Here is a 23,869-nt window from a genome sequence, read left to right as displayed (position 1 = left end):
CTAACGGTTAACCGTTTTGATTGATGACGGCTTCAACGACGCTGGAGGGCGCCTCGTCGTACTTCGAGAACTCCATAGAGTAGCTCGCACGGCCCTGGGTTTGTGAGCGCAGATCGGTTGCATAACCGAACATCTCACCCAATGGCACCGTCGCACGAATGACTTTACCAGAAGAGGAGTCATCCATACCCTGCACCAGGCCGCGACGACGGCTCAGGTCACCCATGACGTCACCCATAAATTCTTCGGGGGTCACGATTTCGACCTTCATCACCGGCTCCAGCAGCACGGCCTTGGCCTTCCTGGCACCTTCTTTTACTGCCATAGAAGAAGCAATCTTAAACGCAGTCTCGTTGGAGTCTACGTCGTGGAAGGAGCCGTCGAACAGCGTTACTTTAACGTCAATCATCGGGTAGCCCGCGATGACACCGTTTTTAAGCTGCTCAAAAGCACCCTTCTCAACCGCAGGTACGTATTCCTTGGGAACCGTACCACCTACGATTTCAGAGTTGAATTTGAAGAACAGTTCGTCTTCGCCTTCACCCTTCTCTTCTGCTGTCAGCGGCTCAATACGCAGCCAAACGTGACCATACTGACCACGACCACCGGACTGACGTACGAACTTGCCTTCCTGCTCAATGCTGCCGCGGATAGTCTCGCGGTAGGCAACTTGAGGCTTACCGATGTTGGCTTCAACCTTGAACTCGCGACGCATACGGTCAACGAGGATATCCAGGTGAAGCTCACCCATACCAGAAATAATCGTCTGGCCGGTCTCTTCGTCGGTCTTAACCTGGAAAGAGGGGTCTTCTTGAGCAAGTTTGCCCAGGGCAACACCCATCTTCTCTTGGTCTGCCTTAGACTTAGGCTCTACGGCAACCGAGATAACCGGATCCGGGAACTCCATGCGCTCGAGAACAATCTTGTTATCGATATCGCACAGGGTATCACCCGTGGTGACATCTTTCAGACCGATACAGGCAGCGATATCGCCCGCAAGAACTTCTTTGATCTCTTCACGAGAGTTGGCGTGCATCTGAACGATACGGCCAACACGCTCTTTCTTCTGTTTAACGGAGTTATATACACCGTCACCAGACTTCAGAACGCCCGAATAGACGCGGATAAAGGTCAGCGTGCCCACAAAGGGGTCGGTGGCAATTTTAAATGCCAACGCCGCAAAGGGCGCGCTGTCATCAGCCACACGGGTAGCAACGGTGCCGTCTTTATCGTCAAGCTCACCTTCGATCGCCTTAACTTCCGTCGGCGAAGGCATGTATTCGATAACGCCGTCCAGCACTGCTTGAACGCCTTTGTTCTTAAAGGCAGAACCACAGGTCACCAGAACGATATCGTTAGCCAGGGTGCGCGCACGCAGGCCAGCCTTGATCTCTTCGATCGTTAGCTCGCCGCCTTCAAGGTACTTATCCATCAGCTCGTCGGAGCCTTCGGCAGCAGCTTCAACCATCTCTTCGCGGTACTTCTCTGCTGTTTCTTGCAGCTCAGCAGGAATATCCACGAGGTCATAATTCATACCCAGGCTTTCCTCGTCCCACAGGATAGCCTTCATCTGAATCAGGTCGATAACGCCTTTAAAGTCTTCTTCTGTGCCCCAGTTAATCTGGATCGGCACAGCATTGGCACCCAAGCGCTCTTTCAGCTGGTTGACAACCATGAAGAAGTCAGCGCCGGTACGGTCCATCTTGTTGACGAAAACCATACGTGGCACTTCGTACTTATTGGCCTGGCGCCATACTGTTTCGGTCTGCGGCTGAACGCCGGAAGAGCCACACAGTACAACGACCGCACCATCGAGCACACGCAGCGAACGCTCAACTTCAATGGTAAAGTCAACGTGCCCTGGGGTGTCGATGATGTTGATACGGTGCTCAGGGAACTGCTTGCTCATGCCCTGCCAGAAACAGGTAGTCGCAGCTGAGGTGATAGTAATACCACGCTCCTGCTCCTGCTCCATCCAGTCCATGGTCGCAGCACCGTCGTGCACTTCACCCACTTTGTGAGAGAGGCCGGTGTAGAACAGTACACGCTCAGTCGTCGTGGTTTTACCCGCGTCGACGTGAGCGACGATACCGATATTACGGTAGCGATTTAGTGGAGTCTTGCGTGCCACGGTGAAACTCCCGTTTGTTGGCGATGCTCGTTAAATTAGCGGCGTATGCAAGCGAGGTTTATGCGACCGCCGCCACCAGTGCATGGTAGCGGCTGAGTGTTGCAATTATTGAATTGCAACAACGCGACTCAGCAAACACTTCACCATGCTGAACAACGCGCATATATAAACCATAAAGCCGTACTTAAAAACGCCGTGCCTAGAAACGCAGGTTCTAGAAACGCCGAATTAGAAACGGTAGTGCGAGAAGGCCTTGTTGGCTTCTGCCATACGATGCACGTCTTCACGCTTCTTAACGGCAGAACCTTTTCCTTCAGCGGCATCCAGCATTTCACCCGCCAGACGCTGCACCATGGTTTTCTCACCGCGGCGACGCGCCGCGTCTACCAGCCAGCGCATTGCCAGCGCTTGACGGCGAGACGGACGTACTTCAACCGGCACCTGATAGGTCGCACCACCTACACGGCGCGACTTCACTTCGACCATAGGCTGGATGGCTTCCAGCGCTTTGTCGAAGATCTCCAGCGGGTCTTCTTTACTACGCTCGGCAACCTTGTCCAACGCACCGTAGACGATGCGCTCAGCTATGGACTTCTTGCCGCTGACCATCAGGTGGTTCATGAACTTCGCCAGACGCTCACTTCCGAACTTAGGATCCGGCAGAATCTCGCGTTTAGCTACTACTCTTCTTCTAGGCATGATAAGCCCTCAATTAAGGATCTTTCAGGTAAACCCGGAACTCCTGCAACCTGCGTACGATATTCAAATACAACAAGCGCCGCCCGACCTTACTCTTATCAGACCGTCAAATTCGTGAAAATCGTTACTCAGCATGCCCTATTGACGGGGCGACGCTGCACAGCTGACCTAGCCCTAGGATTTAAAACCTAGGACTTAGGACGCTTAGTACCGTATTTAGAACGACCCTGACGACGATTTTGAACGCCAGAGGTGTCAAGGGCGCCACGTACGGTGTGATAACGCACACCTGGCAAATCCTTTACACGACCGCCACGAATCAAAACGACAGAGTGTTCTTGAAGGTTGTGACCTTCACCACCGATGTAGGAAGAGACTTCAAAGCCGTTGGTAAGGCGCACACGGCAAACCTTACGCAGAGCCGAGTTAGGCTTCTTCGGTGTAGTGGTGTAAACGCGCGTACAAACGCCACGTTTTTGCGGACAGGCCTGCAGCGCTGGCACGTCACTCTTGGTGACGGGGCGCTTGCGCGGCTTGCGCACTAGCTGATTAATCGTTGCCATGGTGTTTAGCTGACTCCAATGGTTGCCTTAGCCTTTTAACAAATACATGCAGCGGATGCGGGCGCACCCACCCCACTGTTAAAGGCTGCGCATTCTAAAGGCTGACCCTAGGTGTCGTCAAGCCTTGCCGGCGGTTTTACCGGCAAGGTGACGCTTTTTCGGGTCAGCTATTCGTTTTACTTACTCATGTTACCTACTACTTGAGGCGTCAGACCTACAGCTCGTCATCAGAATCGAGTGCGGTCAACTGAGCACCTAGCTCCTGCTCGACTTCGGTAGCCGAAGGATTGAACAGTTGCTCTACGTCTTCGCGCTTGCGGCGACGTTCCGCGTGGTGAGTCAGACCAGTACCTGCTGGAATCAGACGACCCACTACGACGTTCTCTTTCAGGCCACGCAGATAATCGCGCTTGCCGGTCACCGCTGCTTCGGTCAGTACGCGGGTTGTCTCCTGGAAGGAGGCCGCGGAGATGAACGACTCAGTGGCCAAGCTAGCCTTGGTGATACCCAGCAGCATACGCGTATACTTGGCCGGGAATTTCTTCTCTTTTTCAAGCCGCTCGTTCTGCTCCAGTACGCGAACCAGTTCTGCCTGATCGCCAGTAATGAAGTCAGAATCGCCGGAATCGGTGATCTCTACCTTACGCAGCATCTGACGCACAATGACTTCGATGTGCTTGTCGTTGATGCCTACGCCTTGCAGACGGTAAACGTCCTGCACTTCGGCAGTGATGTACTTGGCAAGCTCCTCAACACCTAGCAGGCGCAGAATATCGTGAGGATTGCTCGGGCCATCGGAAATCACTTCGCCCTTCTCGACAGTTTCGCCTTCGAAGACGGCAATTTGGCGCCATTTCGGAATCAGCGCCTCAAACGGATCGCCAGACTCCGGCGTAATGGTCAGGCGACGCTTGCCTTTGGTCTCTTTACCGAAGCTGACCACACCGCTGATCTCGGCCAGGATAGAGGACTCTTTCGGCTTACGCGCTTCGAACAAGTCAGCCACCCGTGGCAGACCACCGGTGATATCTTTGTTCGCCGAGGCTTCTACCGGGATACGGGCAACTACTTCACCCACACCGATGGTGACGCCATCATCTACGGAGATAATGGAGTTACCCGGCAGCAGGTACTGCACCGGGGTGTTAGAACCCGATACAGAGACGTACTCACCCGCGCTATCCTGCAGCATCACCATCGGGCGCTTGTCACGACCGGCCATGGGGCGAGCCGCCGACTCGATAACCTCAATGGAAGACAGACCGGTCATCTCATCGACGCTGCGGTGCATGGTGACACCTTCGTCGAGATCGATGAACTGCGCCTTACCTTCTACTTCGGCAACGATCGGATGGGTGTGCGGATCCCATTTGGCAACGGTCGAGCCGGCGTCAACAACATCGCCGTCGCGTACGGAGAGCTCGGCACCGTAGGGCAGCTTGTAGTACTCGCGCTCACGACCGTGGTCGTCGGCAACGGCCAGGGCGCTTGAGCGCGAGACAACGACCAGCTTGCCGTCGGCACGCTCAACGTGCTTGATATTGTGCAGGCGAACCTTACCGCCGTGCTTAACCTGTACGCTATCCACAGCTGAAGAACGCGATGCCGCACCACCGATGTGGAAGGTACGCATGGTCAGCTGGGTACCCGGCTCACCGATGGACTGTGCGGCGATAACACCGACGGCCTCACCGATGTTGACCTGATGACCACGGGCCAAGTCACGGCCGTAACAGGAGGCACACACACCGTGCGGTGTCTCACAGGTGATCGTGGAGCGCACGATGATTTCGTCGACGCCCATGGTGTCGAGCTCGGCACACCACTTCTCGTCGAGCAGGGTACCTTTAGCGATCAATACTTCACCGCTGCCCGGATGAACCACATCCTGGGCTACGACGCGACCGAGCACGCGCTGGGAAAGCGGTACGATAATGTCGCCGCCTTCGATGATGGGGTGCAGCGTCAGGCCGTTTTCGGTACCGCAATCGACTTCGGTGATAACCAAGTCTTGCGCTACGTCGACCAAGCGGCGGGTCAGGTAACCGGAGTTGGCGGTTTTCAACGCCGTATCCGCAAGACCTTTACGCGCACCGTGGGTCGAGATGAAGTACTGCAGTACGTTCAGGCCTTCACGGAAGTTGGCGACGATCGGCGTTTCGATGATCGAGCCATCCGGCTTGGCCATCAGGCCACGCATACCCGCCAGCTGACGGATCTGGGCAGCAGAACCACGCGCACCAGAGTCGGCCATGATGAAAACGCTATTGAACGAATCTTGCTCAACTTCGTTGCCATCGCGATCAATGACGGTCTCTTTCGAGATACCGACCATCATCGCCTTGGCGACTTTATCGTTGGCCTTGGACCAAATATCGATAACCTTGTTGTACTTCTCACCCGCTGTTACCAGGCCAGAAGAGAACTGGTCTTCGATCTCTTTAACTTCGGCTTCCGCCGCGTCAACAATTTCTGTTTTCGCTTCAGGGATAACAAAGTCGTTAACACCGATAGAGGCGCCGGACCAGGTCGCCAGACGGAAACCGGTATACATCAGTTGGTCAGCGAAGATGACGGTCGGTTTAAGACCGGCACGACGATAAACTTCGTTGATCAGACTGGAGATCGCCTTCTTCTTCATCGGCTGATCGATCAGCTCGAAGGGCACGCCCTCGGGCAGAATGCGGAACAGCAGGGCACGACCTACCGTCGTATCGTAAATACGCCGGTGGAAGCTGCGCTCGCCGCTCTCTTCTTCGATATCGATTTCGTCCAGACGCACTTTCACGCGGGCATGTAACGATACTGACTGAGTGCCAAACGCGCGCTCTACCTCATTGAGGTCAGAGAACACCATGCCTTCGCCTTTGGCGTTAATCTTTTCACGGGTCATGTAGTAAAGACCCAGAACAACGTCTTGAGACGGCACGATGATCGGCTCGCCGTTAGCGGGCGACAGCACGTTATTGGTGGCCATCATCAACGCACGGGCTTCTAGCTGGGCTTCCAGGGTCAGCGGTACGTGTACCGCCATCTGGTCACCGTCAAAGTCGGCGTTGTAGGCAGCACACACCAGCGGGTGCAGCTGAATGGCTTTACCTTCGATCAACAGCGGCTCAAACGCCTGGATACCCAGGCGGTGAAGCGTGGGTGCGCGGTTAAGCAGTACCGGGTGCTCGCGGATAACATCGGCAAGGATGTCCCACACTTCCGGCAGCTCGCGCTCAACCATCTTCTTAGCGGCTTTGATCGTTGAGGCGTAGCCCAGCGACTGCAGCTTGGAGTAGATAAATGGCTTGAACAGCTCAAGGGCCATTTTCTTGGGCAAACCACACTGGTGCAGGCGCAGGGTCGGACCCACGGTAATCACCGAACGGCCCGAGTAGTCGACGCGCTTACCCAGCAGGTTCTGACGGAAACGACCCTGCTTACCTTTGATCATGTCGGCGAGCGATTTCAGCGGGCGCTTGTTAGAGCCCGTGATCGCACGGCCACGACGGCCGTTATCCAACAGCGCATCGACGGCTTCCTGGAGCATGCGCTTCTCGTTGCGCACGATAATATCCGGCGCATTGAGATCAAGCAGACGCTTCAGGCGGTTGTTACGGTTGATCACACGACGGTAAAGGTCGTTAAGATCGGAGGTCGCGAAGCGGCCGCCGTCCAGCGGTACCAGCGGACGAAGATCCGGCGGCAGCACGGGCAGCACTTCCATGACCATCCACGCCGGCGCGTTGCCGGAGTGGTAGAAGGCTTCAAGCAGCTTCAGGCGCTTGGAGAGCTTCTTGATCTTGGTTTCGGAGTTGGTCTGCGGAATCTCTTCACGCAGGTGGTTAATCTCTTCTTCCAGATCGATGTCTTTGAGCAGTTCTTGAACGGCTTCGGCACCCATACGGGCGTCAAAGTCATCACCGAACTCCTCCAGCGCTTCAAAGTACTGCTCGTCATTCATCAGCTGACCACGCTCCAGCGTGGTCATGCCTGGATCGATAACGACGAAGCTTTCGAAGTAGAGCACACGCTCGATATCACGCAGGGTCATATCGAGGAACATGCCGATACGCGACGGCAGTGACTTCAAAAACCAGATGTGCGCCACTGGTGAAGCGAGCTCAATGTGCCCCATGCGCTCACGGCGCACGGCAGCTTTGGTCACTTCAACGCCACATTTTTCGCAGATGATGCCGCGGTGCTTCATGCGCTTATACTTGCCGCACAGGCACTCGTAGTCTTTGACCGGGCCAAAAATCTTGGCGCAGAACAGACCATCCCGCTCCGGTTTAAAGGTACGGTAGTTGATGGTCTCAGGCTTCTTCACCTCGCCAAACGACCAGGAGCGAATCATGTCCGGCGACGCCAGGGTAATCTTGATCGCGTCAAACTCTTCGGACTGAGACTGCGATTTGAGTACTTTCACCAAATCTTTCATGGGACGGCTCCTAGCTCTCTAACTCGATATCGATGCCCAGCGAGCGGATTTCCTTCACCAGTACGTTGAAGGATTCCGGCATGCCTGCCTGCATGGTGTGGTCGCCATCCACGATGTTTTTATACATCTTGGTGCGGCCTTCGACGTCGTCCGACTTGACGGTGAGCATCTCTTGTAGCGTGTATGCGGCGCCGTAAGCTTCCAACGCCCACACTTCCATCTCACCGAAGCGCTGACCACCGAATTGCGCCTTACCACCCAAGGGCTGCTGGGTCACCAGCGAGTAAGAACCGGTAGAACGCGCGTGCATCTTGTCGTCTACCAAGTGGTTAAGCTTCAGCATGTACATGTAGCCAACGGTGACCGGACGGTCAAAAGCGTCACCGGTACGGCCATCGAACAGGGCCATCTGACCCGATTCGGGAATGTCCGCCAGCTTCAACAGGTGCTTGATTTCGTGCTCTTTAGCACCGTCAAACACCGGCGTCGCCATCGGCACACCGCCTTTTAGGTTCTTCGCCAGGGCGATGATTTCGTCGTCGCTCAGGGAGTCAAGATCTTCAACACGCGTACCCTGTGTATTGTAGATCTGCCCCAGGAAGTCACGAATTTCGGCCACTTGCTGACCGCGCGCATCGCGTAGCATGGCTTCGATCTTGACGCCCAAGCCACGTGCCGCCATACCCAAGTGAGTCTCAAGAATCTGACCAACGTTCATCCGCGACGGAACGCCCAGCGGGTTAAGTACCACGTCAACCGGCTCGCCCTTCTCGTCAAACGGCATGTCTTCAATGGGCATAATCGCCGAGATAACACCTTTGTTACCGTGACGACCGGCCATCTTGTCACCCGGCTGGATGCGACGCTTCACGGCCATGTAGACCTTGACGATTTTCAACACGCCCGGCGCAAGATCATCGCCCTGGGTCAGCTTGCGCTTCTTGTCTTCAAAGCGCTCGTCCATTTCTTTGCGACGGGTTTCCAGCTGCTCGTCGGCCTGAGCCAGCAGTTCGTTAAACGACTCGTCCTGCAAGCGCAGCTTAAACCACTGCTGACGCGGCAATTCATCCAGATACGCCTCGTCGAGCACATCACCTTTCTTGAGGTTCGGGCCGCCGTTAACGGCCTGACCTTCAAGGGTGCGCTTTAGACGCTCAAAGGTGGCGTCTTCGGCGATACGGTAAGTCTCTTGGAGATCCTTACGAACTTCGTCAAGCTGAGTGCGCTCGATTGACAGGGCGCGTGAATCTTTCTCAACGCCGTCCCGGGTAAACACCTGAACGTCGATGACCGTGCCTTTCATGCCGGTGGGGGCACGCAGCGAGGTGTCTTTAACGTCAGACGCTTTCTCGCCGAAGATGGCACGTAGCAGCTTCTCTTCAGGCGTCAGCTGGGTTTCACCCTTCGGCGTCACCTTACCAACCAGAATATCGCCTGGGCCGACTTCGGCACCGATGTAGACAACGCCCGCCTCATCCAGCTTGGAGAGCGCAGACTCACCCACGTTGGGGATATCGGCGGTAATCTCTTCAGAGCCCAACTTGGTGTCGCGAGACACACAGGTGAGTTCCTGAATGTGGATAGTGGTGAAACGGTCTTCTTGAACGACCCGCTCAGAGAGCAGGATCGAATCCTCGAAGTTGTAGCCGTTCCAGGGCATAAAGGCGATGCGCATGTTCTGACCCAGCGCCAGATCGCCCATGTCCACCGACGGGCCGTCAGCGAGAATGTCGCCACGGGCCACGCTGTCGCCAGGCCGCACAATGGGCCGCTGGTTCATGCAGGTGTTCTGGTTCGAGCGGGTGTACTTGGTCAGGTTATAGATATCAACACCGGCTTCACCGCCGATAATCTCATCTTCATTGACCCGTACCACCACACGACGCGCGTCGACCGAGTCAATCACGCCACCACGATTAGCTACCGCACAGACACCGGAGTCACGGGCAACAAAGCGCTCCATGCCCGTACCTACCAGCGGCTTATCGGCGCGCAGGGTGGGTACAGCCTGGCGCTGCATGTTAGAACCCATCAAGGCGCGGTTGGCGTCATCGTGCTCCAGGAACGGAATCAATGCCGCTGCCACTGATACAACCTGACGTGGCGATACGTCCATCAGCGTCACTTGCTCAGGACGCATGAAGGTGGTCTCACCACGGTGGCGTACCTGAACCAGGTCATCGCTCAGCTTGTTGGATTCATCCACCGCCGCTGACGCCTGGGCGATAACAAAGTCGCCCTCTTCGATCGCCGAGAGGTGCACGATGTCGTCGGTCAACTGACGATCCACCACTTTACGGTACGGCGTCTCCAGGAAGCCGTAGCTGTTGGTGTGACTATAGGTCGCCAGGGAGTTGATCAGACCGATGTTCGGGCCTTCTGGCGTTTCGATCGGGCATAGGCGTCCGTAGTGCGTGGCGTGTACGTCACGCACTTCGAAGCCAGCGCGCTCACGGGTCAAACCACCAGGGCCGAGTGCAGACACACGACGCTTGTGGGTAACCTCAGAGAGCGGGTTGTTCTGATCCATAAACTGCGAAAGCTGGCTGGAGCCAAAGAACTCTTTCACCGCTGCCGCAACGGGCTTGGCGTTGATCAGGTCTTGCGGCATCAGGCCTTCGCTTTCCGCCATGGAAAGACGCTCTTTGACGGCACGCTCTACACGCACCAAGCCAACGCGGAACTGGTTCTCAGCCATCTCGCCAACGCAGCGAATACGGCGGTTGCCCAGGTGATCGATATCGTCAACGTCACCGAAGCCGTTACGAATATTGATCAGCTCGCGCAGCACGTCGAGGATGTCTTTGCGATCCAGGACACCGGAACCCGTGTCGGTATCACGACGCAGGCGACGGTTGAACTTCATGCGGCCAACGCCAGAGAGGTCGTAGCGGTCTTCGCTGAAGAAGAGGTTATTAAACAGCGTTTCGGCAGACTCTTTGGTGGGCGGCTCGCCAGGACGCATCATGCGGTAAATTTCGACCAACGCTTCAAGCGCGGAGTTAGTTACGTCCAGCTTCAAGGTGTCGGAAATGAACGAACCGCAGTCAAGGTCGTTGGTGTAGAGCGTCTCCACCAGGGTAATGCCGCCCTGAGCCATACGCTCGAGTACTTCAGGGGTGATCTCGGTGTTGCATGGGCAGATCAGCTCGCCTGTTTTAGAGTCGATCTGATCTTTTGCCAGCGTTTTGCCGAACAGGTACTCCATCGGCACATCCAGACGCTCAAGGCCGGCTTTTTCAAGCTGGCGAATGTGCTTCTGGGTAATCCGGCGGCCTTCTTCAACGATCACATTACCTTCGCCATCCTTGATGTCGAAAGTCGCGGTCTCGCCGCGCAGGCGCGACGGCACCAGTTCCACAGAGAAACCGGATTTCTCGATGTGGAAGACGCTGGTTTCAAAGAACTCGGCGAGGATCTCTTCGGTGTTCATCCCCAACGCACGCATCAGTACCGAGGCCGGCAACTTGCGGCGACGGTCAATACGTACGAAGACGTTGTCTTTGGGGTCAAACTCGAAGTCTAACCAGGAGCCACGATAAGGAATCACGCGAGCTGAGTAGAGCAGCTTGCCGGAAGAGTGGCTCTTGCCTTTGTCGTGATCGAAGAACACACCGGGCGAGCGGTGGAGCTGGGATACGATTACCCGCTCAGTACCGTTGATCACAAAGGTACCGTTCTCAGTCATCAGGGGGATTTCTCCCATGTAGACTTCTTGCTCTTTAATATCTTTGATTGCTTTGTTCGAGGAGTCGCGATCATAGATGATCAAGCGAACCTTGACGCGCAGCGGGGCTGAGTAAGTCACGCCGCGCAGCTGGCACTCCTTAACATCGAACGCCGGCGTACCAAAGCGGTAGCTGACATACTCAAGCGCTGCATTGCCGGAGAAGCTCTCAATCGGAAACACGGACTTGAATGCCGCGTGCAGACCGACCTCGTGACGCTCGTCGGGCGAACGATCTTGCTGGAGGAAGTCGTAATAGGAATCAAGCTGGATCGCCAGCAAGTAAGGCACATCCATCACTTGGGGCAGTTTGCCGAAATCCTTGCGGATGCGTTTTTTCTCAGTATATGAGTAAGCCATCTGTATTCCCCAGCTTGTTCACCATGGGTGACCGATGCGTGGTCATCTGCCCTTCGAGCTTCGTCAGACACAGACAGCAAGCTCCTAAATCGGTAGCTCGCCGTCGAAAATCTAGTTCGATAACTCAGTCGTCGATAACACTGTAGTCGATAACACTATCTTCAATAACGCCATCTTCAATAACACTGTTACGTTTCTGTCGTGGCCACTCTCAATGAGCAGCGCTGCTGTTGTTCAATATCACCGACTGTTCAACACCAGCTACAACAGAAAAAGGCCGGCAGCGGGATATCCCGCCGCCAGCCGTGGAAGCTTACGCAGCGCGTAAAGCCGTCCGCACAAGAATTACTTGAGCTCGACGGTTGCGCCCGCTTCTTCCAGCTTGGCTTTAGCTGCTTCAGCGTCGTCTTTAGACATGCCTTCTTTGATGGTCGCCGGAGCGCCGTCAACAGCACCTTTAGCTTCTTTCAAGCCAAGGCCGGTGATCTCACGAACCGCTTTGATCACGTTAACTTTCTTGTCGCCAGCAGACGTCAGAACAACGTCAAACTCAGTCTGCTCTTCAGCAGCTTCGCCAGCAGCAGCCGGACCAGCCATCACAGCAGCAGCGGCAGAAACGCCGAATTTCTCTTCCATTGCTTCGATCAGCTCGACAACTTCCATTACGGTCATGTCGGCTACAGCATTGATGATATCGTCTTTAGACAGTGCCATTGTTTCATTCCTAACTTTGCGGGAGTCTCGGTCAGCCGAGGACTCAGGATTCATTGCTCGGTTCAGGCAGCGCACTGGTTAAACCATTGACGCCACCTGCAAGAAAGCCTGCTTAGGCGGCTTCTTGCTTCTGGTCGCGCAGTGCGGCCAGAGTACGAACCAGCTTGCCAGCGGAGGCTTCTTTCATTACCGACATCAACTTGGCAATTGCTTCGTCGTGAGTCGGTAGGGTTGCCAGACGGTCGATGTCAGCAGCCGGAATCAGCTCACCTTCGTAGGCCAACGCTTTTACTTCGAAGTTCTTGTCCGTTTTAGCAAACTCTTTGAACAGACGAGCGGCAGCGCCCGGATGATCAGTAGAGAAAGCCAACAACGTAGGACCAACGAAGCTATCGTTCAAGCACTCCCACTGAGTGCCTTCGAGAGCGCGGCGAGCCAGCGTGTTACGTACAACACGTAGCTCTACACCATTCTCGCGCGCCTGCTTGCGCAGATCGGTCATTTTACCAACCGTAACGCCGCGAGAATCAGCAACTACGACGGAGAGTGCGCCCTTGGCCGCTTCACTGACCTCGGCAACAATCGCTTTCTTGCCTTCAAGTGCTAGTGGCACAGTGATCACTCCTTCGTGCCGGAACCCAAGAAGGTTCCGGTGGTTACCATCTCTCCCCGCTGTGCCTTACAAAAATGCACTGCAAAGCGGGAAGCCTTGGGGATGGTGCTCACCAGAAAGCCGTTTTAGCTTAACCAACTGGCGGCCACACCATCTGCGCAGGCGCTTCTGAGGCAATTAAGCCGCGCTGGCAAGTACGAACAACGTACTGATCAAGCGCGGCACCTGCGGTCTTTGACGATGCCCCGGCCAGTGATAGCCACCAAACGGGGGACCGCAAAGTTCTTGCTCGGTTCTTTCAAAAAAACAACGACAACTCGCTTACGCGAAGGCAGAGTGATCGATTGTCAAACCCGGGCCCATGGTAGTAGACAGGGTCATTTTTTTGAAGTAAATGCCTTTAGACGAGCTCGGCTTGAGGCGCTTCAGGTCAGCAACCAGTGCTTCCAGGTTGCCGTTAATCGCTGAGGCGTCAAAATCCACTTTACCCAGGGTAGTGTGGATGATCCCGTTCTTGTCAGTACGGAAACGCACCTGACCCGCTTTGGCATTTTTAACCGCAGTCGCCACGTCAGGCGTCACGGTGCCAACTTTCGGGTTAGGCATTAGGCCACGCGGACCTAGAATCTGACCTAGCTGACCTACAACGCGCATGGCATCGGGCGAAGCGATAACGACGTCAAAATCCATCACGCCTTTTTTCACTTGCTCAGCCAAGTCGTCCATACCCACGATGTCGGCGCCTGCTTCTTTAGCGGCATCGGCATTAGCACCCTGAGTGAAGACAGCAACGCGTACATCTTTACCGGTACCGTTAGGCATCACGGTAGCGCCACGCACCACCTGGTCGGATTTACGCGGGTCAACGCCCAGGTTGATGGCGACATCAACGGACTCTTTGAATTTAACAGTAGACAGCTCGGCGAGCAGCGCTACCGCCTCTTCAATAGAGTAGGCTTTGGTAGTGTCTACTTTTTCGCGAATGATTTTCGCACGCTTAGACAGTTTAGCCATGATCAGAGACCCTCCACGTTTAGGCCCATGCTGCGAGCACTGCCAGCAATGGTGCGTACAGCGGCATCAAGATTCGCAGCCGTCAAATCAGGCTCTTTGGCCTTGGCGATCTCTTCAAGCTGTTCACGCGTTACGGTGCCGACCTTCTTCTTGTTCGGCTCACCAGAACCGGACTTGATGCCAGCGGCTTTTTTCAGCAGCACGGCAGCAGGCGGTGTTTTGGTAACGAACGTGAAGCTACGGTCAGAGTAGACAGTGATCACGACTGGCGTCGGCAGGCCCGGCTCAATTTCTTGAGTCGCGGCGTTGAACGCTTTACAGAATTCCATGATGTTCACGCCGTGCTGACCCAGCGCAGGGCCTACCGGCGGACTTGGATTGGCTTTACCTGCAGCAACCTGCAGTTTGATATAAGCCTGTACTTTCTTGGCCATCTTTAACACTCCAGTTGGGTAATAGCGCCCGAAGGCTCCCCGGTACCAGTGAAACAGCTAACTAGCCATCTCACACGAATTAAAACCTACCGCTTACTTACTATTCACTACTAACTATTTACTACTCGCCCGTTACTCTTTCTCAACCTGAGAAAATTCCAACTCAACAGGCGTAGAGCGCCCAAAAATCAGCACGCTGACATGCAGGCGACTCTTCTCATAATTAACTTCTTCGACAACACCGTTGAAATCGGCAAACGGCCCGTCAACAACACGCACTGACTGACCCGGCTCAAACATCGTTTTAGGCCGCGGCTTATCAGTACCGTCTTTAACGCGCATCAGAATCGCATCTGCTTCACGTGACGTAATCGGCGCGGGCTTCTCTTTTGTACCACCGATAAAGCCCATAACACGCGGCGTCTCGTTGACGAGGTGCCATGTTTCGTCGGCCATTTCCATCTCGACTAATACGTAGCCGGGATAAAACTTGCGCTCGCTCTTGCGTCGCTTGCCGTCGCGCATTTCGACAACTTCTTCTGTCGGCACCAGAATTTCGCCAAAGCGATCTTCCATGCCATACATCTTCACGCGCTCAATCAGCGAGCGCATAACATGCTTTTCAAAGCCAGAATAAGCGTGGACGACGTACCAACGTTTGGACATGAAAGCTCCTAACCAATGACGCCGGACATCGCCCAGCCAAGAAGAGTATCGATCAACCACAGCATCAATCCCACCACCAGCACAGCCACCAGCACAATAGCGGTGGTCTGAATGGTTTCGGGACGGGTCGGCCATACAACGCGCTGAATCTCTTTCTTGGCGCTTCTGGCAAGCTCTACTAAATCCCGACCTTTGGTAGTGGTTAGCGCGATCAAACCCGCAATCACACATAGCACCACTACACCAAGCACGCGGTAGAGCAGGCCAATATCGGCGAAATAGGTATTACCAACAACAGCAACGACAAGCAGCGCTACGACCGCCGCCCACTTGAGCCCGTCATGGCGCGTCTGTTGCACCTCGGCGCCATGTTTTACAGAACCAGGCTTCATAAAAACGAGACTCCTCAGGGTACGGCGAACGATAAAAGAATTCTGGAAAAAGACATACCAACCTGGGGAAGGTTGGCAGGCCAGGAGGGAATCGAACCCCCAACCTGCGGTTTTGGAGACCGCTGCTCTGCCAATTGAGCTACTGGCCTGTATCGTCGTACTGACTTTCTATTTTGCTTACAACCTTACTACTTTTGCTTTTCACTTCTGCTGATAAGCGTCTTTTCAATCGCCTATACAACAGCGGGCGCCATGGTAGCGGAGAAACCCACCCCTGACAACCCCTCCTTTACGCTTAGGCATCACAAAACCCACCCAAACGCAGAGACAAAAAAAGCGAGCTTCGCTCGCTTGATCTGCAATATGGAGCTCATGGACGGAATTGAACCGTCGACCTCACCCTTACCAAGGGTGTGCTCTACCCCTGAGCTACATGAGCTAAACACATCAACTGGAGCGGGCGGCGGGAATCGAACCCGCACCATCAGCTTGGAAGGCTGAGGTTCTACCATTGAACTACGCCCGCAGAACCTGTCTGGAATGACGATCCGCTGCGCGCCGCCTTATAACTTCAACTCACAAGAAACAATAAGTAGAAAAGCTACAAGGTGTAGACAATGCCCGCTACCGGCTTTTCATTCAGCAACACCGAAATAATCGCTGTTGCTTAATTTTGGTGGAGAGGGAAGGATTCGAACCTTCGAAGCTTTCGCGGCAGATTTACAGTCTGCTCCCTTTGGCCACTCGGGAACCTCTCCAACTGTGGCGGCACATTATGCCAGCCTTCAAAACAGTGTCAAGCGAGATATTTACTTAATTTATCGTAGCTTGCGATGCTAGCGCATCTAATGACTGCCTTGGAACGCGCTGCATTCTGTCAAAGCAGCATAGAGAATGCAAGTCCCGCGCGAATCTTTTCTAGCGCCACAGGCTCAGGCACCCGCGGCGCGCCCGACATTTTGCCCGCTCGCTCGGCGAGGGTCATCGGAAAGCACGCCTCCAAGCCGCCGTAAACCATATCGGGCCATACCGCATGGGGCACCTGCACTCCCCTTGAGACAACCCGTGCATCGCCCCCCGTCAACAGCATTGGCAACGCCACGCCCTCCTGGTCACATACTTCGCTATAGATGCGGTTAATGGCACTGACGGCGGCCATATAAATACCGTGATTGACTGCATCAACGGTTCGCCTCCCTGGCTCTAAAAGCTCATCGGCTTCACTTTCAGGGTCGATAGCCACATTGCGGGTGCCAAGCTTCAAGCTCTCTTTCATCAGGCGAAGACCAGGGATAATAAAGCCGCCCAGGTGACTCCCCCCCGGCAACACAAAGTCGATGGTAATCGCGCTGCCGCAATCCACCGCACAGCAACCGCCCGCCAATTGATAGCCTGCCAGCGCCCCCATCCAGCGATCAACCCCTAAGCGCCCCGGCTCTTCGTAGCCGTTAACCACGCCTAGCGCCTCCTGGGTAGAGCGCGCCACGTACACATGGCGCACCCGGCGACGCAACAAGGCGACCGTCTCTTCCAGTACGGCCGCCCTGGCGACGCTGGATATACGCACCGCCTCGACCACATCAAGATCGGGGATATCGGCCCCTGGGCGCCACTCTTCCCGGGTCCACACCGCTCCACGGGAACGTATCTCGCTACTCTCGGCATCCTTGAGCCGCCACTTGGACAGCGTGTTGCCGATATCAAGATCCAGAATCATAAACGCCTGCGTACGCTAATCTCACCGCCAGCTAGGCGTCGCGAGTGACCATTTTCGGTAACCCATAGGTTACCACTCTCATCCACATCCCCCGCGACGGCATCGCTGGTCTGCTGCCCTTGGATCACCCGAATAGGCAGCCCTGCATAGGCGTGACGTTGATTCCAAGCATCACGCCAAGCGCCAAAACCGTCCTGCTCAAAGTTAGCCAGCATGGCCAATAGGCCCGCCACCTCCTCAGAGGCCAGTTGGTTGCGTGAGATATTGGGTAGCCGCTCGAAAAGCGCTGCCACAGGCTGGTCGATGGCGGCTCGCTGCGCCTCGGGCAGCCATAGATTCATACCAATGCCGATGACTACCTCACAGGGGCCTGCCGCATCCCCGGTCACTTCAATAAGAATACCGGCCAGCTTGCCTAGCTCGTCACCCGGCTCATCCCCCTGCTCGGAGAGCAGGATATCGTTAGGCCACTTAAGCTTTGGTGCCACACCGTGCTGTTCGAGCACTTGAGCAACGACAACGCCCACCGCCAAACTCAAGCCTTCCAGTACGGCGATACCCGATTCAAAGCGCCAGCCCAGCGAGAGCATGAGGCTCTGCCCCCAGGGCGTCGACCAGACACGGCCACGCCGTCCACGTCCTGCCGTCTGCAGTTCAACCAAGCAGACCTCCCCATGCCCGGCGCCCTGTTCAAAGCGTTGACGCAGATACTCATTGCTGGAGGGTAACTGATCTTCAACAAACAGGCGGGTAAGATGGTGGCGCGCCTGAGCGGGCAACTGCTCAACGATTTTGGCACCCTCCAAGGGCTCCAGGCGCTGCGACAGTTGGTAGCCACGGCCTTTCACCGCGACAATTTCTACCCCGAGCGCTTCCAGTTTTTTTAACTGTTTCCACACCGCCGCACGAGAAATACCTAGCGCTTCACCCAGCTGCTCGCCAGAGTGAACCTCGCCATCGCTTAACAAACGCATCAGGTTGCCGATGGTCATGCTCCTGCCCCAGTGGGAAAAGCGCTATTCTAGCGGATCAAGGTTCGCGGCGAAAACTTTCCCGAGGGCGACCAAGGTCGATAAGCGCTCCAGTAATATCAGCGAAGCCTTCGACATGGTAGAATGGTTGTTGGACGCAAGCCCTGAGCCAAGATGGTCGGCAAATTGCCAGCCCTTGCGACCCGCATTTTCCGACCCGTGGACAAACGGGTGTTCACAAGAGTTCTCTCTCAGCATGCAAAACCAGCAAAACTCCAGCGCGGTTAATAACCTGCGCAACGTCGCGATCATAGCCCACGTTGACCATGGTAAAACCACACTGGTCGACAAACTCCTGAGCCAGTCCGGCACCCTTGACCGTAAAGCAGAAGGTCAAGAGCGCATCATGGACTCAAATGACCAGGAGAAAGAGCGTGGTATTACCATTTTGGCCAAGAATACGGCCATTCAATGGCAAGACAGCCAGGGTAACGGCTACCACATCAACATCGTGGATACGCCTGGGCACGCCGATTTCGGCGGTGAAGTTGAACGTGTAATGTCGATGGTCGACTCGGTACTACTGTTAGTAGACGCCGTCGACGGACCGATGCCGCAAACTCGCTTCGTGACCCAAAAAGCTTTCGCCCAAGGCCTGCGGCCGATCGTGGTGGTCAACAAAATTGACCGTCCCGGCGCACGTCCTGACTGGGTGGTCGACCAGATTTTTGATCTGTTCGACAATCTTGGCGCGTCTGATGAACAGCTCGATTTCCCGATCATCTACTGCTCTGCCCTGAACGGCATTGCCGGTATGGATCCTGAAGAGCTGGCTGACAACATGGATCCCATGTTCCAGGCCATCGTCGATATCGTCGAGCCGCCCAAAGTGGAGCTCAACGGCCCTTTCCAGATGCAGATCTCCGCACTGGATTACAACAGCTATGTGGGCGTTATCGGCCTGGGTCGCATCAAGCGCGGCGCGGTGAAACCGAACCAGCAGGTGTCGATCATCGGCGTTGATGGCAATGTGCGTAAGGGCAAAATCGGCCAGGTCATGACCCATATGGGCCTTGAACGGGTGCAGACCACCGAAGCCACCGCGGGCGATATCGTCTGTGTTACCGGTATTGACGATCTGTCAATTTCCGACACTCTGTGCGATCCGGCCAAGGTCGAGGCACTGCCGCCGCTGTCTGTCGACGAACCGACCGTTTCTATGACCTTCCAGGTCAATGATTCCCCGTTCGCCGGTAAAGACGGCAAGTTCGTGACCAGCCGTAATATCAAGGATCGCCTTGATCAAGAGCTGATTCACAACGTGGCGCTGCGCGTCGAGCAGGGCGAAACCCCTGAAAAATTCAAAGTTTCCGGCCGTGGCGAGCTGCACCTATCGGTGCTGATCGAAACCATGCGTCGTGAAGGCTTTGAGCTGGCCGTAGGCCGCCCCGAAGTTATCATCAAAGAAATCGACGGCGAGAAGCAGGAGCCTTACGAAGAAGTCATCATCGACTGTGAAGAGCAGCACCAGGGCTCGATCATGGAAGAGCTGGGCTACCGTAAAGGTGAGATGACCAACATGCTGCCGGACGGTAAAGGCCGGGTTCGCCTGGACTTCATCATCCCCGCACGTGGTTTGATCGGTTTCCGCGGTCAGTTTTTGACCCTGACTTCCGGCACCGGCATTTTGACAAGTCGCTTTGATCACTACGGCCCGCTGAAGCCTGAAGCCTCGATCGAACGTCGTAACGGCGTATTGGTCTCGATGGTCGACGGTAAAGCGCTTGCCTACGCGCTGTATGCGCTGCAAGAGCGTGGCAAGCTGATTATCGATCACGCCACGGAAGTCTACGAAGGCATGCTGATCGGCATCAACAACCGTGCCAACGACATGGTGGTTAACCCCACCAAAGGCAAGAAGCTCGACAACATGCGCTCCACCGGCAACGATGAAAACATCGTCTTGACCCCGCCGGTCAAGTTCTCTCTGGAGCAGGCCATCGAGTTCCTCGACTCCGACGAACTCGTCGAAGTCACGCCGGTGCATATTCGCCTGCGCAAGAAACTGCTGAAAGAAACCGAGCGCAAGCGTTTTAGCAAGAAGTAACCCGCTCCTGGCAGTTAGCTGTTAAAAAACCCGCGCAAGCGGGTTTTTTTATGCCCTCCCGTTTCTGCGCTAACAGCAGCCTTCTGCGTTCATCTCCTTGCCATGATCTTTGCCAAGATAGCTCCCTAAACGCAGCCTAAACGCTAATACGCTGGAAAGGAGTCGCGTTCTATCGCACAGTAACGCTAACTTCAGCGCGTCCAAGGCACGCTGACATCGCTATATTCATACAGGTGTTTGGATACCACCCCATTCTGACGCCCAACTACGGACACTCTTACCCATGAGCGGTCATAACGTCTGGACGCATAAAGGCACTTTTCTTCTCGCTGCGGTTGGCTCCGCCGTTGGTTTGGGTAACCTTTGGCGCTTCCCCTACCTCACCGGTGAAAACGGCGGTGGTGCCTTTATACTGGTCTACGCACTGACGATCTTTGCTGTCGGCATCCCGATCCTGATTGCCGAGATCATGCTGGGGCGCACCAGCCGCCAGAGCCCGATTATGGGTATGCGCCACCTAACCAAAACCCATGGCACCTCACGGGCCTGGGAAACCATCGGCTGGCTGGGCGCTGCCTCGGCGTTTTTGATTTTAAGCTTCTACTCGGTGATTGCCGGTTGGGCGATTCACTACACCTGGCTAATGCTGACCGGCTCGCTGGTGGGCGCCGATGCACAGACCATTAGCACCGGCTTTGACGCTCTGCTGGCATCCCCCGCTCTGATGACGCTCTATCACACCCTTTTCATTGCCGCGTCCGCGCTAATAGTCGGCATGGGTATTCACAAAGGCATCGAGTCGGGCCTGCGCATTATGATGCCCGCGCTGTTTGTGATCCTGCTGGTCGTACTGGCCTACGGTGTGATGAATGGCGATATAGGCGCCGCCGCCAGCTTCCTGTTTACCTTTAATATCGCCGACCTCAGCCTCGAAGGCTGGCTGCAGGCCATGGGTCAATCATTTTTCACCCTTAGCCTGGGTATGGGGGCGATTATGGCTTACGGCGCCTATATGCCCAGCGATGTGTCGCTCACCCGCACCGCCTTTGCGGTCGCCATCGTCGATACCGCCGTCGCTATGGTGGCGGGCCTGGCTATTTTTGCCCTGGTGTTTGGTGCTGGGCTGGAAACCGGACAAGGGCCTGGCCTGATGTTTGTTACCCTGCCGCTGGCATTTGCCGAGATGCCGTTTGGCGCATTGGTCGGCGGAGTGTTCTTTATCCTGGTGCTCGGCGCCGCGATCAGCTCCTCCATTTCGCTGATTGAGCCGGTTGCCGCTTTCCTGGTCGAGCGCTTTGATATGACCCGGCCCCAGGCAGTCGTGATCATGGTGATCGCGGCCTGGGCAATGGGTTTACTGACGGTGGTTAGCTTCAATATCTGGGCTGAAGGAACGATTTTCCATACCCTGTTTGGGCGCACGGCTTTCGACTTTATCGAGCTCCTGACCAATATCTTTATGCCGGTGGGCGGCCTGCTAATAGCGCTATTCGCAGGCTGGGCGCTAACCCAGAGCGAAGTGATGAAAGAGCTGGGCAGCAGTGTCACCTGGTTTAAGATCTGGCGTTTCCTAGTACGCTTTGTGGCTCCTGCCGCCGTAGCCTTTGTGTTTTTGCGCACCCTTCCTCAGGTGGAGGGCTACCTTATTCCCACCCTCGGCGCACTGCTCATTATCGGTGCCTTTGCAGCCAGCCAGCGGTGGCTAAAAAAACCACGACAAACAACTTAATAAACAGTGCGCAGGCGGCTTTTAGCCGCCTGCATCGCGTGGAGACACCATGACCCCTCTTATTGATGTACAACGAGTCAACAAAGCGTTCGGCGGCCTAAAGGTGATTAACGACTGCTCCATTCAAGTGGAGAAAGGCTCCATTACCGGCATGATAGGGCCCAACGGTGCGGGCAAATCCACTCTTTTCAATCTGATTGCCGGCGCTTTAGCCCCGGATAGCGGTCGCGTTCTGCTCGATGGTGAAGACATTACCTCGCTCAGCGCCGACCAGCGCTTTCATCGCGGGTTACTGCGCACCTTTCAGATCGCCCACGAGTTCAGCCAGATGAGCGCATTGGAAAATCTGATGATGGTGCCGCCCAAGCAAGCCGGTGAAGACCTTTTCAGCGCCTGGTTAAAGCCCGGCAAGGTGCAGCGGGAAGAGGCCGAGGTGCGCCGCCGCGCCCTGGAGGTGATCGACTTTGTCGGCCTGCACCATGTGCGCAACGAGCTGGCAGGCAATTTGTCTGGGGGGCAAAAGAAACTGCTGGAACTTGGCCGTACCATGATGACCGACGCCAAGGTAGTGCTTCTTGATGAGATAGCCGCCGGGGTTAACCGCACTCTACTAGGTGACTTGATCGGCAATATTGAGCGCCTCAACCGCGAGATGGGCTACACCTTCCTGGTCATTGAGCACGATATGGAGATGATCGCTCGCCTCTGCGACCCGGTCATTGTGCTGGCCCAGGGCAGCGTTATGGTGGAAGGGCATATTAACGATATCCAAAACAATCCTGAGGTCATCGAGGCCTACTTTGGTAACGATGCCGCTTAAGTGTGACGTTTTCACCCATTAGCCAATTACTATAATGATGTCGCTGCAACGCGACCCTGCTGGAATACTTTCATATGCCATTAATCGACGCACGGGATGTGCACGGCGGCTATGGCGGCATGAATATCCTTAACGGGGTGAACATGACGCTGGAAGCCGATGAAGTCGGCGTGATCGTCGGCCCTAACGGGGCGGGCAAATCCACCATGCTGAAAGCGGTCTTTGGCCTGCTGCACGTCAATCAGGGCGAGATACTGCTTAACGGTCAGCCGATCCAAAACTTACCCCCTAACCAGCTGGTACAGCGGGGCATGGGCTTTGTGCCCCAGGAAAAGAACGTTTTCCCCAGCCTTTCGGTGCAAGAGAACCTGGAGATGGGCGCCTTTTTAAAGCCGCAGAACGTTAAGCGCATGCTCGCTCAGGTGTATGAGTTTTTTCCACCGCTGTATGAGAAGCGCCGCCAGCCCGCTGGTGAGCTTTCCGGCGGGCAGCGCCAGATGGTCGCCATGGGGCGCGCCTTGATGGCCGAGCCAAGCCTGCTACTGCTCGATGAGCCCACTGCGGGGCTTTCTCCGCTGTACATGAATGAAATCTTTGACCGCGTCAAACAGATCAACGCCGCTGGCGTGGGTATTTTGATGGTGGAACAGAACGCCAAACAGGCACTCGCGATCGCCGATAAAGGCTTTGTGCTGGCCGCTGGCCAAAACCGCTTTACCGACACAGGGGCGGCATTACTTGCTGACCCCGATGTCGCCAAAAGCTTTTTGGGCGGCTAGCCCC

17 protein-coding genes and 4 tRNA genes are annotated in these 23,869 nt (G+C 55.5%); 4 read left to right on the top strand and 17 right to left on the bottom strand.

Annotated elements, in window-relative coordinates:
• Positions 1-7: 7 nt before the first annotated feature.
• The 17 genes from fusA to QT231_RS10985 form a co-directional block, all read right to left on the bottom strand.
• The gene (gene fusA / locus QT231_RS11065; protein WP_308336942.1) at positions 8-2,131 is read right to left on the bottom strand and encodes an elongation factor G; all 2,124 of its coding nucleotides are present in this window, start codon (positions 2,129-2,131) and stop codon (positions 8-10) included.
• Positions 2,132-2,359: 228 nt separating this feature from the next.
• Positions 2,360-2,830, bottom strand: coding sequence for a 30S ribosomal protein S7 (gene rpsG / locus QT231_RS11060; protein ID WP_009288145.1), 471 nt, complete (start codon positions 2,828-2,830; stop codon positions 2,360-2,362).
• Positions 2,831-3,018: 188 nt separating this feature from the next.
• Positions 3,019-3,393, bottom strand: a complete 375-nt coding sequence (gene rpsL / locus QT231_RS11055) for a 30S ribosomal protein S12 (protein ID WP_008959173.1) — start codon at positions 3,391-3,393, stop codon at positions 3,019-3,021.
• A gap of 214 nt (positions 3,394-3,607) precedes the next feature.
• Entirely contained in the window at positions 3,608-7,822 is a 4,215-nt protein-coding gene (gene rpoC / locus QT231_RS11050; RefSeq protein ID WP_308336941.1) for a DNA-directed RNA polymerase subunit beta', read from the bottom strand.
• 10 nt (positions 7,823-7,832) lie between these two features.
• Entirely contained in the window at positions 7,833-11,909 is a 4,077-nt protein-coding gene (gene rpoB / locus QT231_RS11045) for a DNA-directed RNA polymerase subunit beta (RefSeq protein ID WP_308336940.1), read from the bottom strand.
• A 345-nt stretch (positions 11,910-12,254) separates the two neighbouring features.
• A complete protein-coding gene (rplL, locus tag QT231_RS11040) occupies positions 12,255-12,623 on the bottom strand; it encodes a 50S ribosomal protein L7/L12 (RefSeq protein ID WP_088702070.1) in 369 nt (122 codons plus the stop codon).
• Positions 12,624-12,735: 112 nt separating this feature from the next.
• Entirely contained in the window at positions 12,736-13,236 is a 501-nt protein-coding gene (gene rplJ / locus QT231_RS11035; protein WP_088702069.1) for a 50S ribosomal protein L10, read from the bottom strand.
• A gap of 321 nt (positions 13,237-13,557) precedes the next feature.
• Positions 13,558-14,250 carry a 50S ribosomal protein L1 gene (gene rplA / locus QT231_RS11030; RefSeq protein ID WP_088702068.1) on the bottom strand — a complete coding sequence of 231 codons (693 nt, stop codon included), beginning with the start codon at positions 14,248-14,250 and terminating at the stop codon, positions 13,558-13,560.
• Between the two features lie 2 nt (positions 14,251-14,252).
• Entirely contained in the window at positions 14,253-14,684 is a 432-nt protein-coding gene (gene rplK / locus QT231_RS11025; RefSeq protein WP_027958795.1) for a 50S ribosomal protein L11, read from the bottom strand.
• A gap of 132 nt (positions 14,685-14,816) precedes the next feature.
• Positions 14,817-15,350, bottom strand: coding sequence for a transcription termination/antitermination protein NusG (nusG, locus tag QT231_RS11020; protein ID WP_113269843.1), 534 nt, complete (start codon positions 15,348-15,350; stop codon positions 14,817-14,819).
• An 8-nt stretch (positions 15,351-15,358) separates the two neighbouring features.
• Positions 15,359-15,742, bottom strand: a complete 384-nt coding sequence (secE, locus tag QT231_RS11015; RefSeq protein ID WP_022520874.1) for a preprotein translocase subunit SecE — start codon at positions 15,740-15,742, stop codon at positions 15,359-15,361.
• A 73-nt stretch (positions 15,743-15,815) separates the two neighbouring features.
• Positions 15,816-15,891, bottom strand: a tRNA-Trp gene (locus QT231_RS11010).
• Between the two features lie 215 nt (positions 15,892-16,106).
• Positions 16,107-16,181, bottom strand: a tRNA-Thr gene (locus QT231_RS11005).
• A gap of 13 nt (positions 16,182-16,194) precedes the next feature.
• A tRNA-Gly gene (locus tag QT231_RS11000) sits at positions 16,195-16,268 on the bottom strand.
• Positions 16,269-16,416: 148 nt separating this feature from the next.
• Positions 16,417-16,500: transfer RNA gene (locus QT231_RS10995), tRNA-Tyr, on the bottom strand.
• Between the two features lie 119 nt (positions 16,501-16,619).
• The gene (locus QT231_RS10990; RefSeq protein ID WP_308336939.1) at positions 16,620-17,459 is read right to left on the bottom strand and encodes a type III pantothenate kinase; all 840 of its coding nucleotides are present in this window, start codon (positions 17,457-17,459) and stop codon (positions 16,620-16,622) included.
• The gene (locus tag QT231_RS10985) at positions 17,456-18,451 is read right to left on the bottom strand and encodes a biotin--[acetyl-CoA-carboxylase] ligase (RefSeq protein WP_308336938.1); all 996 of its coding nucleotides are present in this window, start codon (positions 18,449-18,451) and stop codon (positions 17,456-17,458) included. Before QT231_RS10985 ends, QT231_RS10990 begins: the two co-directional genes overlap by 4 nt.
• Before the next feature lie 235 nt (positions 18,452-18,686).
• Between QT231_RS10985 and typA the strand changes: the two genes are divergently transcribed.
• The 4 genes from typA (at position 18,687) to QT231_RS10965 (ending at position 23,865) form a co-directional block, all read left to right on the top strand.
• On the top strand, positions 18,687-20,537 hold the full coding sequence (typA, locus tag QT231_RS10980; protein ID WP_308336937.1) for a translational GTPase TypA: 1,851 nt from the start codon (positions 18,687-18,689) through the stop codon (positions 20,535-20,537).
• A 283-nt stretch (positions 20,538-20,820) separates the two neighbouring features.
• Positions 20,821-22,266, top strand: coding sequence for a sodium-dependent transporter (locus QT231_RS10975; protein WP_308336936.1), 1,446 nt, complete (start codon positions 20,821-20,823; stop codon positions 22,264-22,266).
• 49 nt (positions 22,267-22,315) lie between these two features.
• Positions 22,316-23,086, top strand: coding sequence for an ABC transporter ATP-binding protein (locus QT231_RS10970; protein ID WP_308336935.1), 771 nt, complete (start codon positions 22,316-22,318; stop codon positions 23,084-23,086).
• Positions 23,087-23,160: 74 nt separating this feature from the next.
• Positions 23,161-23,865, top strand: coding sequence for an ABC transporter ATP-binding protein (locus QT231_RS10965; protein ID WP_308336934.1), 705 nt, complete (start codon positions 23,161-23,163; stop codon positions 23,863-23,865).
• Positions 23,866-23,869 lie beyond the last annotated feature (4 nt).

The sequence above is a fragment of the Halomonas sp. SpR1 genome, assembly GCF_031010175.1.
Classification (GTDB): Bacteria; Pseudomonadota; Gammaproteobacteria; order Pseudomonadales; family Halomonadaceae; genus Vreelandella.
The sequence above is the reverse complement of the archived record's forward strand: the minus strand, read 5'-3'. Positions and strand labels throughout refer to the sequence as shown.